10 protein-coding genes are annotated in these 15154 nt (G+C 69.8%); 9 read left to right on the top strand and 1 reads right to left on the bottom strand.

Annotated elements, in window-relative coordinates:
* Positions 1-354 precede the first annotated feature (354 nt).
* The 3 genes from AB0399_RS12520 to AB0399_RS12510 all read left to right on the top strand — a co-directional run bounded on the left by AB0399_RS12520 (position 355) and on the right by AB0399_RS12510 (position 3571).
* Positions 355-945, top strand: coding sequence for a helix-turn-helix transcriptional regulator (locus AB0399_RS12520; RefSeq protein ID WP_366411238.1), 591 nt, complete (start codon positions 355-357; stop codon positions 943-945).
* Positions 946-1017: 72 nt separating this feature from the next.
* Positions 1018-2100 (top strand): inositol-3-phosphate synthase, encoded by a 1083-nt coding sequence (locus tag AB0399_RS12515; RefSeq protein ID WP_329367020.1) that lies wholly within the window; start codon positions 1018-1020, stop codon positions 2098-2100.
* A gap of 157 nt (positions 2101-2257) precedes the next feature.
* Positions 2258-3571, top strand: a complete 1314-nt coding sequence (locus tag AB0399_RS12510) for an MFS transporter (protein ID WP_366411237.1) — start codon at positions 2258-2260, stop codon at positions 3569-3571.
* A 148-nt stretch (positions 3572-3719) separates the two neighbouring features.
* Here AB0399_RS12510 and AB0399_RS12505 read toward each other — a convergent pair whose 3' ends face one another.
* A complete protein-coding gene (locus AB0399_RS12505) occupies positions 3720-5165 on the bottom strand; it encodes a CCA tRNA nucleotidyltransferase (RefSeq protein WP_366411236.1) in 1446 nt (481 codons plus the stop codon).
* A gap of 203 nt (positions 5166-5368) precedes the next feature.
* Here AB0399_RS12505 and AB0399_RS12500 point away from each other — a divergent pair, with 203 nt between their 5' ends.
* The 6 genes from AB0399_RS12500 to trxB all read left to right on the top strand — a co-directional run bounded on the left by AB0399_RS12500 (position 5369) and on the right by trxB (position 15147).
* The gene (locus tag AB0399_RS12500) at positions 5369-7738 is read left to right on the top strand and encodes a DUF6049 family protein (RefSeq protein WP_366411235.1); all 2370 of its coding nucleotides are present in this window, start codon (positions 5369-5371) and stop codon (positions 7736-7738) included.
* 26 nt (positions 7739-7764) lie between these two features.
* Positions 7765-10266 carry a murein biosynthesis integral membrane protein MurJ gene (gene murJ, locus AB0399_RS12495; RefSeq protein ID WP_366411234.1) on the top strand — a complete coding sequence of 834 codons (2502 nt, stop codon included), beginning with the start codon at positions 7765-7767 and terminating at the stop codon, positions 10264-10266.
* A gap of 138 nt (positions 10267-10404) precedes the next feature.
* Positions 10405-12357 (top strand): serine/threonine protein kinase, encoded by a 1953-nt coding sequence (locus AB0399_RS12490; RefSeq protein WP_366411233.1) that lies wholly within the window; start codon positions 10405-10407, stop codon positions 12355-12357.
* Positions 12358-12390: 33 nt separating this feature from the next.
* A complete protein-coding gene (sigM, locus tag AB0399_RS12485; protein WP_366411232.1) occupies positions 12391-13116 on the top strand; it encodes an RNA polymerase sigma factor SigM in 726 nt (241 codons plus the stop codon).
* The gene (locus AB0399_RS12480) at positions 13113-14072 is read left to right on the top strand and encodes a hypothetical protein (protein WP_366411231.1); all 960 of its coding nucleotides are present in this window, start codon (positions 13113-13115) and stop codon (positions 14070-14072) included. Before sigM ends, AB0399_RS12480 begins: the two co-directional genes overlap by 4 nt.
* Before the next feature lie 124 nt (positions 14073-14196).
* Positions 14197-15147 (top strand): thioredoxin-disulfide reductase, encoded by a 951-nt coding sequence (trxB, locus tag AB0399_RS12475; RefSeq protein ID WP_329367003.1) that lies wholly within the window; start codon positions 14197-14199, stop codon positions 15145-15147.
* The last annotated feature ends 7 nt before the right edge of the window (positions 15148-15154 follow it).

Below are 15154 nucleotides of genomic sequence, written 5' to 3'. Positions count from 1 at the left end.
AGCTACTCCTCGACAGGCGGGATCGCCTGAAGGCATCGGTGACATTCCGGTCGGGTCCCCCTGCGCGCGGCTGGATCGGGCCGCACCGCACCAAGGATCATGACGCACCTTGACGCCACAGGGTTCCCAGTGCTCCGCATGGCGAACAGAGTACGCACGGTCAAATGCCGCTCGGCACGAACGTTCGTCACATATCGGGCAGTTGGCTGCTCACAGGTTTGCCGATGTGACGCCGGTCACCGCGCCTCGCCTTGCATGATGTCTCGGCCCGTTCTATCGTCACGATGTATCGAGTCGATACATCGAGCCGACACACAGGCGGCACATCCGATCGGGAGACGAGGGGACGAGGGATTGAGCAAGCGCTCCGGAATCCTCGAGTTCGCGGTTCTCGGTCTGCTGCGTGAGTCCCCGATGCACGGCTACGAGCTGCGCAAGCGGCTCAACACCTCGCTCGGGGTGTTCCGCGCCTTCAGTTACGGGACGTTGTATCCGTGCCTGAAGACGCTGGTCACCCAGGGGTGGCTGATCGAGGAATCGGCGCTGGACAGCGAGCCGCTGACCGCGCCCCTCGCCGGCCGCAGGGCGAAGATCGTCTACCGGTTGACGGCCGCGGGCAAGGAGCACTTCGAGGAGCTGCTCGCCAACTCCGGCCCCGACGCCTGGGAGGACGAGCACTTCGCCGCCCGGTTCGCCTTCTTCGGCCAGACGTCGAAGGACGTCCGGATGCGCGTTCTCGAAGGGCGGCGCAGCCGCCTGGAGGAACGGCTGGAGAGGATGCGCGGGTCACTGGCCCGCACCCGCGAGCGGCTCGACGACTACACGCTCGAGTTGCAGCGACACGGCATGGAGTCGGTGGAGCGCGAGGTCCGATGGCTCAACGAGCTGATCGAGACCGAGCGGGCCGGACGCGTCGAGCGTCCGACCCCCGAGCGGGACGACTAGACAACAACCAAGAGAACGGCGGCCGACCCGGGATCGGGGAACCGCGTGACTATTTCACAAGGAGCAACCGGTATGGGTTCGGTCCGCGTAGCCATCGTTGGCGTGGGAAACTGCGCCACCTCGCTGGTGCAGGGTGTCGAGTACTACAAGGACGCAGACCCGGACAGCAGGGTGCCTGGTCTCATGCACGTGCAGTTCGGTGAGTACCACGTGCGTGACGTCGAGTTCGTGGCCGCCTTCGATGTGGACGCGAAGAAGGTCGGCCTCGACCTCGCGGACGCCATCGGGGCCAGCGAGAACAACACCATCAAGATCGCCGACGTCCCGCAGACCGGCGTGACGGTCCAGCGCGGCCACACCCTCGACGGCCTCGGCAAGTACTACCGCGAGACCATCGAGGAGTCCGACGAGACCCCGGTCGACGTCGTCGAGATCCTCAAGGACCGCAAGGTCGACGTCCTGGTCTGCTACCTGCCGGTCGGCTCCGAGGCCGCGGCGAAGTTCTACGCCCAGTGCGCCATCGACGCCAAGGTCGCCTTCGTCAACGCGCTTCCGGTCTTCATCGCCGGCACCAAGGAGTGGGCGGACAAGTTCACCGAGGCCGGTGTGCCGATCGTCGGTGACGACATCAAGTCCCAGGTGGGCGCCACCATCACGCACCGCGTGCTGGCGAAGCTCTTCGAGGACCGCGGTGTGGTGCTGGAGCGCACCATGCAGCTCAACGTCGGCGGCAACATGGACTTCAAGAACATGTTGGAGCGCGAGCGCCTCGAGTCCAAGAAGATCTCCAAGACGCAGGCCGTCACCTCGCAGATCCCGGACCGCGACCTCGGCGCGAAGAACGTGCACATCGGCCCGTCCGACTACGTCCAGTGGCTCGACGACCGCAAGTGGGCGTACGTCCGCCTCGAGGGCCGCGCGTTCGGCGACGTCCCGCTGAACCTGGAGTACAAGCTCGAGGTCTGGGACTCCCCGAACTCCGCCGGTGTCATCATCGACGCGCTGCGCGCCGCGAAGATCGCCAAGGACCGCGGCATCGGCGGCCCGATCCTGTCGGCGTCCTCGTACTTCATGAAGTCCCCGCCGGTGCAGTACTTCGACGACCAGGCCCGCGAGAACGTCGAGAAGTTCATCCGCGGCGACGTCGAGCGCTGAACCTCCCGTCCGGACCGCCGCCCACCGCACGACAGCTTCACCGCTGAAATGGTGGCCGACAGAACGACGATGTGACGGTCGGTCGACCGACCCGAACGACTGAGCAGGGCCCCGGGGCGCGTACCCGGGGCCCTGTCCGTCGTGTGAAGGTGTGCACATGGGTGTTCTGCGTGACCTTCGGGTACTGCTGCGACTGCCGGATTTCCGGCGGCTGCTGACGGTACGGCTGCTGTCGCAACTCTCCGACGGCGTCTTCCAGGTCGCGCTCGCCGCCTACGTGGTGTTCTCGCCGGAGAAGCAGGCGTCGCCCGGGGCGGTGGCCTCCGCGATGGCGGTGCTGCTGCTGCCGTACTCCCTGCTCGGCCCGTTCACCGGGGTCCTGCTCGACCGCTGGCGGCGCCGCCAGGTGCTGCTGTACTGCAACGCCCTGCGGGCCGTGCTCTCGTGCGGAACCGCCGGGCTGATCCTGCTCCATGTGCCCGACTGGCTCTTCTACCTCTCCGCCCTGTCGGTGACCGGCGTCAACCGGTTCGTGCTCGCCGGGCTGTCGGCCGCACTGCCGCGGGTGGTGGACGGCGAGCGCCTGGTGACGGCGAACTCCCTTTCGCCCACCGCGGGCACCCTCGCCGCCGCGGTGGGCGGCGGCGCCGCGTTCGTCGTGCACCTCTTCCACGCGGCGGGAGCCGGCGCCGACGCGGCCACCGTGCTGCTGGCAGCCGTGCTCTACCTGTGCGCGGGCCTGTCGGCGCTCACCCTCGGCCGCGACCTGCTCGGGCCGGACATCCGGGGCGGCCGCACCCGGGTACGCGCCGAACTCGCCGGCACCGCGCGCGGCCTCGCCGAGGGATTGGGGCATCTGAGGCAGCGGCCGGCCGCCCGCCAGGCGCTCTCGGCGATGACGGCGATGCGCTTCTGCTACGGCGCCCTGACCGTCACCCTGCTGATGCTGTGCCGCTATGCCTGGTCGGACCCGTCCGACAGCAACGCCGGACTCGCCCTGCTCGGCCTTGCCCTCGGTCTGTCCGCTGCCGGCTTCCTCGTCGCCGCGGTCATCACTCCCTGGGCCACCACCCGGTTCGGCACCGCGGGGTGGATCACCGGCTGCTCGGCCGGGTCCGCACTCCTGCTGCCGCCGTTGGCACTGCCGTTCGCGAAGACTCCGATGATGGTGGCCGCCTTCGCGCTCGGCGTCACCACCCAGGGCGCCAAGATCGCCACGGACACCGTCGTGCAGACCCATGTCGACGACACTTACCGCGGCCGGGTGTTCTCGCTCTATGACGTGGCATTCAACGTGGCCTTCGTCGGAGCCGCGGCGATCGCCGCCCTGATCCTGCCGTCGGACGGCCGCTCCTCGATGCTGGTGATCGTCCTGGCGCTGATCTACGCGGGGGTCGGCTACGCGATGTTCCACGTGGAACATCGGCCGGCGATGTTCCACGTGGAACAGGAAGCGGAGGAGAACGGCTGAAGGCAGAACGGCTGAGGGCACCGGACCGGAGACGATCGATGTTCCACGTGAAACATCGACCCGTCCGGCATCAATCCGTGGCGGCAGCCTCTCGACGTCAGGCCCTCGGCAGGGGACGCGCTCGACCTCAGCCAGCTCCCCGCCGGCATCAGCTCTGCGCCGCCCACCATTCCTTCAGCGCGGCCACGGCCGCGTCCTCGCCGAGCGGGCCGTTCTCCAGCCGCAGCTCCAGCAGGTGCTGGTACGCCTTGCCGACCACCGGGCCCGGTGGGACCCCGAGAATCCCCATGATCTGGTTGCCGTCCAGATCCGGACGGATCGCGTCCAGCTCCTCGCGCTCCTGAAGTTCGGCGATCCGCGCCTCCAACCCGTCATAGGTACGGGACAGCGCCGCGGCCTTGCGCTTGTTGCGGGTCGTGCAGTCGGAGCGGGTCAGCCGGTGCAGCCGCTCCAGCAGCGGGCCGGCGTCCCGCACATAGCGGCGTACGGCCGAGTCGGTCCACTCGCCGCTGCCGTAGCCGTGGAAGCGCAGGTGCAGCTCGACCAGCCGGGAGACGTCCTTCACCAGCTCGTTGGGGTACTTCAGCTTCGTCATCCGGGACTTGGTCATCTTGGCGCCCACCACTTCGTGGTGGTGGAAGGAGACTCGGCCGTCCGGCTCGAAGCGACGGGTCCGCGGCTTGCCGATGTCGTGCAGCAGTGCGGCCAGCCGCAGCACCAGATCGGGTCCGTCGGTCTCCAGGTCGATCGCCTGCTCCAGCACGGTCAGGGTGTGCTCGTACACGTCCTTGTGCCGGAAGTGCTCGTCCCGCTCCAGCCGCAGCGCCGACAGTTCGGGGAGCACCTGATCGGCGAGCCCGGTGTCCACCAGCAGCCGCAGGCCCTTGCGGGGGTGGTCGGAGAGCAGCAGCTTGTTCAGCTCGTCCCTGACCCGCTCCGCGGACACGATCGTGATCCGGTCGGCCATCGCCGTCATCGCGGCGACCACCTCGGGCGCCACCTCGAAGTCGAGCTGGGCGGCGAACCGGGCCGCTCGCATCATCCGCAGCGGGTCGTCGGAGAACGACGACTCCGGGGTACCCGGCGTACGCAGCAGCCGGGCCGCCAGGTCGTCCAGGCCGCCGTAGGGGTCCACGAACTGCGTCTCGGGCAGCGCCACGGCCATCGCGTTCACCGTGAAGTCCCGGCGCACCAGGTCCTCCTCGATGGTGTCGCCGTAGGAGACCTCCGGCTTGCGCGAGGTCCGGTCATACACCTCGGACCGGTAAGTGGTCACCTCGACCTGGAAGCTCCTGGCCTCCTCGCCCTCGCCGGCGGGCACGTCCTTGCGGGCACCGACCGTGCCGAAGGCGATGCCGACCTCCCACAGCGCGTCCGCCCACGGCCGCAGGATCTTCAGTACCTGCTCGGGACGGGCATCGGTGGTGAAGTCCAGGTCGTTGCCGAGCCTGCCGAGCAGGGTGTCCCTGACCGAGCCGCCGACCAAGGCGAGCTTGAAACCGGCGGCGCTGAACAACCGGCCGAGGTCTTCGGCCACCGGCTCGATCCGGTGGTGGGCCTGCGGGGTCTGGGCGGCATTGCTGACGTTCGGCACAACGTCAAAGGGTACGGGGCGCGGGCGGGCCCTGGCGCGCCGGTTTCCCACGAGCTGTGGCGTACCTGTGGCGGACGCACAGCACTTGGACACCTCGACGATCGTTAACATGCCACCACGCACTTCCGCAGGACGCACAAGGCAGACGGACGACCGACCGGTGGCACCCACCGGCAGACGACGAACGAGGGACGGGCGAGCGCGTGGGCGAGGCGGCACAGGCAGCCGGTAGGGCTCCGACGGCACCGCGCCGACGGCTGCTGCGGGGCACAGCACTCCTTGCCGGAGCCGCGCTCCTCACCGGCCTGCTGCAGGCCGTGGGAGCCACCACCTCGCACGCCGCCCCGGAACTGGCGGCAACGGCCGCCACCGGCTCGCGTGCGGCCGCGGTGACCGTCACCGACCTGAGCCCCCGCATCCCGTCCTCGGGCGACTCGATCACGGTGACCGGCACCGTGGTGAACAACGGCAAGTCGAAGATCACCGATGCGCGGATGGCCGCCCACGTGCCGCCCGGCGGAGCGGTGCACACGCGCAGCGCGCTGCTGAGCGAGGAGTCCAGGACCGGATTCGACGTCACCCTGGACGGCAAGGACATCAACGGCCACCAGGTCACCATGCCGGACCTCGCGCCCGGTCAGAGCGCGAAATTCACCATGAAGATCCCGGTGAGCGCCCTCTACCTCGGTCCTTCCGGCGGCGTGTACGTGGTCGGTATCGCGCTGGACGGACAGAACGCCGAGGTGCCGGCCGACCACGTCCTCGGCATCAAGCGGGTCTTCCTGCCCTGGTACGGCAACAGCAGCGGCGCGAAGTCGACCCGGCTCACCAATCTGTGGCCGCTCACGGACCGGCCGCACGTCGACCCGCGCGGGGACAGCGACTCCCAGCAGAGCCCGATCTTCACCGACGACGACCTGGTCAAGGAGCTCAAGCCCGGCGGCCGGCTCGACGAGATGATCAGGCTCGGCAGCACCCTGCCGGTCACGTGGGTCATCGACCCCGATCTGCTGGCCACCGTCGAGGCGATGACGAAGCCCTACCGGGTGGCCGGACCAGGTGGTGATGTCACTCACCCCACCGACGGCACCGGCTCGACGGTGGCCAAGCAGTGGCTGAACTCACTCAAGACGGCCGTCGCCGGTCACCAGGTGGTGGCGCTGCCGTTCGGCGATCCGGACATCGCCTCGCTCGCCCACCACGCCAAGGGACAGACCAGCGACCTCAACCTGGTGAAGACCGGCACCGCCCTGGGCAAGACCACGGTCGACCTCATCCTCGGCGTCCAGTCCCTCACCAACGTGGCCTGGCCGGTGGACGGCGCGATCGACCCGTCCGTGGTGTCCGTGGCGCGGGCCTCCGGCGCCGACCAGATCATCACCCGCAACGACTCCCTCCGGGAGCACGCGACACTCGACCACACCCCGACCTCGGCCCGCTCCATCGGCGGGGGCACCACCGCGGTGAACACCGACGCGGTGCTGTCCACCGACTTCGACGGCGACATGAGCAAGCCGCAGAACGCCGGCCTCGCGATCCAGGACTACCTCGCGCAGACCCTGCTGATCACTCTCGAGGCGCCGGACACGCAGCGCAGCATCGTGGTGGCACCGCAGCGCATGCCGAGCATCGCGCAGGCGAAGGCGATGGCGGTCGCGATCGCCGCGGCGGACAGCAGCCAGTGGGCGGAGTCGGCCGACTACGGCACCGCCGCCAAGGCGAAGGCCGACCCGAAGGCCAACCACAAGGTTCCCTCGTCCAGCGCCTACCCGAAGTCGCTGCGCAAGCAGGAACTGCCCGTCGACGCCTTCCGGCAACTCCACGAGGTGCAGCTCAACCTCAACGACTTCGTGGTGATCCTCACCATCAAGGACCGCGTGACCGTGCCGTTCCGCAACGCGATGCTGCGGGCGACCTCCACCGGGTGGCGCGGCGACGACAGCGGCGAGAAGGCGTACCGCGACTCGATCGGCACCTACCTCACCGACCTGATCGACTCGGTCCACATCCTGCAGAAGTCCAATCTCACACTCTCCGGCCGCAGCGGCACCATTCCGGTCACCGTGAAGAACGAGCTGGGCCAGCAGATCAACGGCCTGGTGCTGCGGCTCAGCTCCAACTCCAACATCCGGCTCAAGATCAAGGACCCGCAGCAGCCGATCACCATCGACGGCGGCCATACCCGTACCCTGAAATTCCAGACCACGGCGAGCGCCAACGGTCCGGCACAGATCACCGCACACCTCTACACCCAGAACGGCGCGCTGTACGGCGGCACCGTGGACTTCAAGGTCCAGCTCACCAACGTCACCGACCTGGTGATGCTGATCATCGCGGCCGGTCTGCTGCTTCTGGTGCTCGCCGGGGTACGGATCTATCGTCAGCGCAAACGCCACGCAGCCGCGGAAGGCGGCACGAACGGTGGCACGAACGGTGGCACGAACGGCGGAGCGAACGGCGACGGCGGCGGCGACACCGACGGCACCGGGCCCGAGCAGCCGGGTGACCCTGCAGCTGACACCGGCCAGGACAGCACCGAGCCGTCCCCGGCAGGTGAGAAAGTGGACGGATAGCCAGCGGACAATAAGGTGGGGCACTGATGAACGCGCCGTACGACGGTGATCGCGACGCTGCGGGCCAGATGCCTCACACGCCCGAGCAGCACGCCGCGCCACCCGACCCCTATGCGCAGGACGGTTACGCCTACCAGCAGCCGTACCCGCAGCAGTACCCCCAGCCGGGCCCCGCGGGGCCCGGCCCGTCCGGCGACCAGTTCTACGACCAGTCGGCGCACCCCCCGCAGCAGCCGCACCCCCCGCAGGCTCAGCAAGCTCAGCAGCAGGCCGGCTACTACTGGCAGCAGCCGTCTCCCGCGACCTACCAGCAGATGACGTACGGCGACAACCCGGCCTCGCTCTATGTCGACGACCTCGGCCAGACCGGCGCGATTCCGGTCTTCGACTCCTACGAGCACCTCTTCCGCGACCAGCAGCAGGGCGGGTACGCCCCACCGCAGCAGGACCCGCAGCAGCAGGGACAGGGCTACCAGCAGGCGTACCAGCAGCCGCAGGACCCGCGCCAGGGCTACTACCAGCAGCCCCAGCCCGGCTACGCCCAGCCGTACGGCTACCCGCAGGTCCCCGACAACGAAGGCACCGGTTACTCCGAGCCCGCGTACGAGGAACAGCCGTACGGGCAGCCGACCACCTACCAGGGCGACCACCAGTACGTCGAGCAGGGCTACGTCGACCCGCAGCAGGTCGATCCCCGGCAGTACGGCCAGGGCGCCGGCGCCGGCTATGCGGACCCGCGCTACGCCGACCCCCGATACGCCCCGGCGTACCAGCCGCAGCCCGGTCAGCCGGCCCCGGCCGGGGTGCCGGCCGGCGCCCCGGTGGAGGGCACCGGACTGCCGCCGCGGGACGCCACCGGTCAGATCCCGGTCGTCGCGCCCACCAGCGGCGGCAAGGCCGGCAACATCCTCAAGTCCAGCGCGCTCATGGCCGCCGGCACCCTGGTCTCCCGGGTGACCGGCTTCGTGCGCACCCTGGTCATCGCCGCCGCGATCGGTGTGGCCACCCTCGGCGACTCCTACGCGGTCGCCAACGTGCTGCCGACGATGATCTACATCCTCACCATCGGCGGCGGCCTGAACTCCGTCTTCGTGCCGCAGCTCGCCCGCGCGATGAAGAACGACGAGGACGGCGGCGCGGCCTACGCCAACCGGCTGCTGACCGTGGTCATGGTGGTGCTGGGCGGCATCGTGGCGATCACCGTGGCCGGAGCGCCGCTGCTGGTCAAGATGATGTCCCCGAAGATCGCGCAGAACCCCGACTCGTACGACGTGGCGATCTCCTTCGCCCGTTACTGCCTGCCGACGATCTTCTTCATGGGCGTGCACGTCGTGATGGGGCAGGTGCTCAACGCCCGCGGCCGGTTCGGCGCCATGATGTGGACGCCGGTGCTCAACAACATCGTGGTGATCTTCACCTTCCTGATGTTCATCTGGGTCTACGGCCCCTTCAGCAGCACCCGGATGGACTCCAGCACGATCACCCCGCAAGGCGCTCGGCTGCTGGGCATGGGCACCTTGCTGGGCCTGGTGGTCCAGTCGCTGTCGATGCTGCCGTACCTACGGGACGCGGGCTTCAAGTTCCGGCCGCGCTTCGACTGGCGCGGCCACGGCCTGGGCCACACCGCCAAGCTGGCGAAGTGGACGTTCTTCTTCGTGCTGGCCAACCAGGCCGGGCTGATCGTCGTCACCCAGCTCGCCACCTGGGCGGGCGCCGACGCGGACAAGAGCGGCTACCAGGGCACAGGCATCACCGCCTACAACAACGCGCTGCTGATCTGGCAGATGCCACAGGCCATCATCACCGTCTCGGTGATGGCGGCGGTACTGCCGCGGATCTCCCGGGCGGCCGCCGACGGCGACATCGCCTCGGTCCGCGACGACATCTCCTACGGCCTGCGGACATCGGCGGTGGCGATCGTGCCCGCCGGGTTCGCCTTCCTGGCGCTGGGCGTGCCGATGTGCGGCCTGCTGTACGCCAGCACCGGCGCGGAGTCCGCCCGGAACATCGGCTTCATCGTGATGGCCTTCGGAGTCGGGCTGATCCCGTTCTCCGCCCAGTACGTGATCCTGCGCGGCTTCTACGCCTTCGAGGACACCCGCACCCCCTTCTACAACACGGTGGTGGTGGCCGCGGTCAACGCGATCGCCTCCGTCATCTCCTTCCTCATCCTGCCCACCCGGTGGGCCGTCGTCGGCATGGCCTTCTCCTACGGCCTCGCGTACGCGGTCGGTGTCGGGGTGGCCGCCAAGCGGCTGCGCGGACGGTTGCAGGGCGACCTGGACGGCAAGCGGGTCATGCGCACCTACGCCCGGCTCACCGGCGCCTGCGTGCCCGCGGCGGCCGTGGCCGGGATCGCCGTGGTCGTCATCCTCAAGGCCCTGGGCAGCGGCGCGGCCGGCTCGATGGCCGCTCTGGTGGTCGGCGGCGGGCTGCTGCTGGGCGTGTTCGTGATCGCGGCCAAGCGGATGAGAATCGAGGAGATGACCGCGATGATCGGGATGGTGCGGGGTCGTCTCGGCCGCTGAACACGTGCCCAGGCTTTCCCGCTCCGTACCGCACAACCATCATGGTGGGCTGTGTGTCGTGCATAGAGCCGGAGTGCGGGCACAATTGTCATCGGCGTGACGTGAGAACGTGCAATGGATGGGGAGGCAGGAACGACGGTGGCGGATCGGAGCACGGCCGCCGTCGGAGTGGCCAACGAGGGCGGCGAGGGTTCGTCCTCCGCCCGGCAGGGCAGCGCCACTCCCGACGGCACCACGACGGACGAGCAGACCAGCGGCACCGCCGAGGACACCACAGCCCAGGAGCAGCCCGACACCGAACCGGCCGCCGAACCGATCGCGGGGCCGCCGAGCGAGAGCACGGCCCAGGACACCGTACGGATCGAGGCCGCTGACGAGGACACCGGCCCCGCCGAGCCGACCGAACCCCTCGAAGCCGTCCCGCCGGCCGAGCCCGTAGCGCCCGTCGGCAAGCCCGCCAAGGCCGCCGGCGCCGATCGACCCGGCGAACCCGCGCAGCCGAGCCCCGAGTCCGCCAAGACCGCCACCAAGACGGCCACGGCGCCGCCCGCGCCCGCCCCTGCTCCGGCCAAGCCCCGGATCACCGCTCCCGATCTGCACAGCGGCCACAAGCTGGCCCGCCGCTACCAGCTCGCCGAATGCGTGACCCGGGTCGACGGCTTCAGCAGCTGGCGCGCGGTCGACGAGAAGCTGCGCCGGGCGGTCGGCGTCCACGTACTGCCCGCCGACCACCCGCAGGCCCGTCCGGTGATGGCCGCGGCCCGCTCCGCCGCCCTGCTCGGCGACCCCCGCTTCGTCCAGGTCCTCGACGCCGTCGAGGACAACGACCTCGTCTACGTGATCCACGAATGGCTGCCCGACGCCGTCTCGCTCGGGGATCTGCTCAGGACCGGCCCGCTGGAGCCGCACGAGGCGTACCAGATGGTCAGCCAGGTCTCCCAGGGCATGGCGGCCGCCCATCGCGAGGGCCTGTCCCATCTGCGGCTCGACCCGGGCGCGGTACTGCGCACGGTCTCCGGCCAGTACCGCATCCGCGGGCTCGCCGTCGCCGCGGCGCTGCGCGGCCTGAAGTCGGACCAGCAGCGGCGGCAGGACACCGAGGCGATCGGCGCGCTACTGTACGCCGCGTTGACCCAGCGCTGGCCGTACGAGGAGGACGCCCACGGTCTGACCGGCCTGCCCAAGGGCGTCGGCCTGATCGCCCCCGACCAGGTCCGGGCCGGCGTCCACCGCGGCCTGTCGGAGATCGCGATGCGCGCCCTCGCCAACGACGGCGCCACCGCTTCTCGCGAGGAGCCGCCCTGCACCACCCCGGAGGAGCTGGCCAAGGTCGTCGCGGGCATCCCGCGCATCCGGCCCCCGGAGCAGCCCTCACCGGCCTACGGAGTGGCATCCTTCCAGCAGCCCCCGGCCCCGCCGAGGGCCGGTGCTCCCCGCCAGGCGCCCGTGATCGCCGGACCGCCGCCCGCACTGCCGGGCCGCACCGGCCAGGTGCTCAAGTGGGCTGTGGCCGCGCTGCTGATCGTCGCGATCGGCCTCGGCAGCTGGCAGCTCGCGGACACCCTGCAATCCCGGGAAGGGCACTCGGCCACCCCGACGCCCACCGGTCAGAAGGGCGGCCAGGCATCGGCGCGACCGTCAGCCGGGCCGATCCCCATCGTCACGGCCAAGGACTACGACCCGTTCGGTTCGGACGGCGGCGAGAACCCGACGCAGGTGAAGTTCGCCTACGACAACCGTCCGAGCACCTCCTGGGAGACCAGCTGGTACACGGACGCCCACTTCGGCAACCTCAAGTCGGGAGTCGGACTGATCCTGGACCTGGGCAGCGCCAAGAACGTCGGCAGCGTGAAGGTGGACTTCGTCGGGCAGACCTCGGTGGACCTGATGGCGGCACCCGCGGTCACGTCCACGATGCCGACCGACTTCAACACCTTCACCAAGGTCGCCAGCGGTTCGGGCACGGAGGCGAAGCTCACCCCGAAGAGCAAGGTGACCACGCGCTTCCTGCTGGTCTGGCTGACCACACTGCCGCCCACCTCGGACGGCCACTTCCGTGGCCAGGTGTCCGAGATCCACGTCACGGGCTGAGCGCCCGGCGGTCAGCGGACGAGGGGGGCTGCAGTGGAGGGAAGCGCACTCGGGGACGCCGAGCTTCTCGCCCGCCATGTCGCGGGCGATCCTGACGCCTTCGGCGAGCTGGTACGGCGTCACCGGGATCGGCTCTGGGCAGTTGCCCTGCGCACCCTGGGGGACCGCGAGGAAGCCGCTGACGCCGTCCAGGACGCGCTGGTGTCCGCCTTCCGCTCCGCCCATACCTTCCGCGGCCAGTCGGCCGTCACCACCTGGCTGCACCGCATCACCGTGAACGCCTGCCTGGACCGGGTCCGCAGGGCCTCCTCCCGGCGCACCTCGCCGGTCACGGACGAGAAGAGCCTCGACGCGCTCATGGAGCCGCACGAGTCCGCGGAGGCGCCAGCGGAGCGCGGCGAACTGCACCGGGAACTGCTCGCGGCGCTCGCCACCCTCCCCGTCGAACAGCGTGCCGCGCTGGTGCTGGTCGACATGCAGGGCTATCCGGTCGCCGAGGCCGCCGCGGTTCTCGATGTGCCGACCGGCACGGTGAAGAGCCGCTGTGCCCGCGGCCGGGCCCGTCTGCTGCCGCTCCTGCGCCATCTGCAGGCCGGCACGGAAGAGACACCGGTCGCTCCATCCGCACCGACGGCCGGCCGGCCATCCGCTGATCGGCCACCCGGGCAGCGGCCTGCCCCGGAGAACGGACGGAACCGGGCGGAGGGGACATCCGTCCCACCAACAGGATCGACGCAGGACGGAGGTGGACACCGATGACATCGGCACCGGACAGCAGGCCGCATCCCGAGGTCACGGAGATCTCCGACCTGACCGAGGACCTGCTCGCACCGGAGCGGGCGGTCGAGGTCCGCCTGCACCTGGCGGAGTGCCCGCTCTGCGCCGACGTCCTGGTCTCCCTCACGGAGATCAGCAGCCTGCTCGGCGAACTGACGGCGGACGAGCAGATGCCCGCCGACGTGGCCGACCGGATCGACGCGGCGCTCGCGGCCGAGGCGGCAACCGACGACAACGGTCGGCCCGATGTTCCACAGCGCGATGTTCCACGTGGAACATCGCCGAGCGGCGCGAGCCGTGTTCCACGTGGAACATCCGCCGCTCCCGCCGGTCGTCCCACCACCGATACCGGGCCGGGGCGTTCCGACCGATCCGACCGACGCCGTCGGCGGCGGGCTTTCACGCTCGCGGCCGGCTGGGCGGTCGGAGTCCTCGCGCTCGGCGGCATCGTCTACGGCGTGGTGTCGGCCGGGCAGAACTCGTCGAGTAGCGACGCCAGTGCCTCGAGTGCCGCCGGCGCCAAGCGATCGGACTCCACTCGGGCGACAGGTTCGATCGCCGACCAGGTACGGCAGCTGCTCGCCGATCCCTACTCCCCGAACCGGGCCGGCGGCGGTTCCACCACAGCCCCCAACGATGGCGTGTCCCCGATGTTCAACGGGACCGGCCAGGGCACCGGCTCGACGCCGAGCAACGGTGAAGACCAAGGCCAGGGTCACGTGGTGGCCGACGCGCCTTCATGTGTGTTCAAGGCCACGCATCGGACCCAGGCGCCCTTGGCCGTCGGCAAGGACCGCTACCAGGGCACCGACTCGTATCTTGTGGTGCTCCCGCACCCGGCCGACAGCGGGCTGGTGGACGCGTTCGTCGTCGATGCCTCCTGCTCGGCCGATACTCCGGGCACCGTGCTCTTCCAGGGCACCTATCCGCGTCGGTAGCCGGTCCCGGACGAGCACACGAGCGGCGTACCGACAGGGGAATGCCGGGCCCGTAGTATCCGTTAGGCAGGACGAGAGTCCAGCCAGGGCCCCGCAGTAGTTCGCAGAGACGAGGAAAACATCCGTGACCGACGTCCGTAACGTGATCATCATCGGCTCAGGGCCTGCGGGGTACACCGCGGCGCTCTACACGGCGCGTGCCTCTCTCAACCCGCTGGTCTTCGAAGGCTCCGTGACCGCGGGCGGTGCGCTGATGAACACCACCGAGGTGGAGAACTTCCCCGGCTTCCGGGACGGCATCCTGGGCCCGGATCTGATGGACAACATGCGGGCCCAGGCCGAGCGCTTCGGTGCCGAGCTGATTCCGGACGATGTCGTCGCGGTCGATTTCAGCGGTGACATCAAGTCGGTCACCGACTCGGCGGGCACGGTCCACCAGGCGCGGGCCATCATCGTCACGACCGGCTCGCAGCACCGCAAGCTCAACCTCCCCAACGAGGACCAGCTCTCCGGTCGCGGCGTCTCGTGGTGTGCCACCTGTGACGGCTTCTTCTTCCGCGACCAGGACATCGCCGTGATCGGTGGTGGCGACACCGCGATGGAAGAGGCGACTTTCCTCTCCCGGTTCGCCAAGTCGGTGAAGATCGTGCACCGCCGGGACAGCCTGCGGGCGTCCAAGGCGATGCAGGAGCGGGCGTTCGCCGACCCGAAGATCTCCTTCGTCTGGGACAGCGAGGTGGCGGAGATCAAGGGTGACGGCAAGCTCGCCGGCCTGACGCTGCGGAACACGACGAACGGCGACACTTCCGAGCTGCCGGTCACCGGCCTGTTCATCGCGATCGGCCACGACCCGCGGACCGAGCTCTTCAAGGGCGTGCTCGACCTGGATGCCGAGGGGTACCTCACCGTGCAGGCGCCGAGCACCCGCACCAACGTCCCCGGGGTGTTCGCGGCCGGAGACGTGGTGGACCACACCTACCGCCAGGCGATCACCGCTGCCGGCACCGGCTGCTCGGCCGCGCTCGACGCCGAGCGCTACCTCGCGGCGCTCACCGACGCCGAGAAGACCGCCTGACCTCGCG

This window comes from Streptomyces sp. NPDC088194 (genome assembly GCF_040702025.1).
Lineage (GTDB): Bacteria > Actinomycetota > Actinomycetes > Streptomycetales > Streptomycetaceae > Actinacidiphila.
The sequence above is the reverse complement of the archived record's forward strand: the minus strand, read 5'-3'. Positions and strand labels throughout refer to the sequence as shown.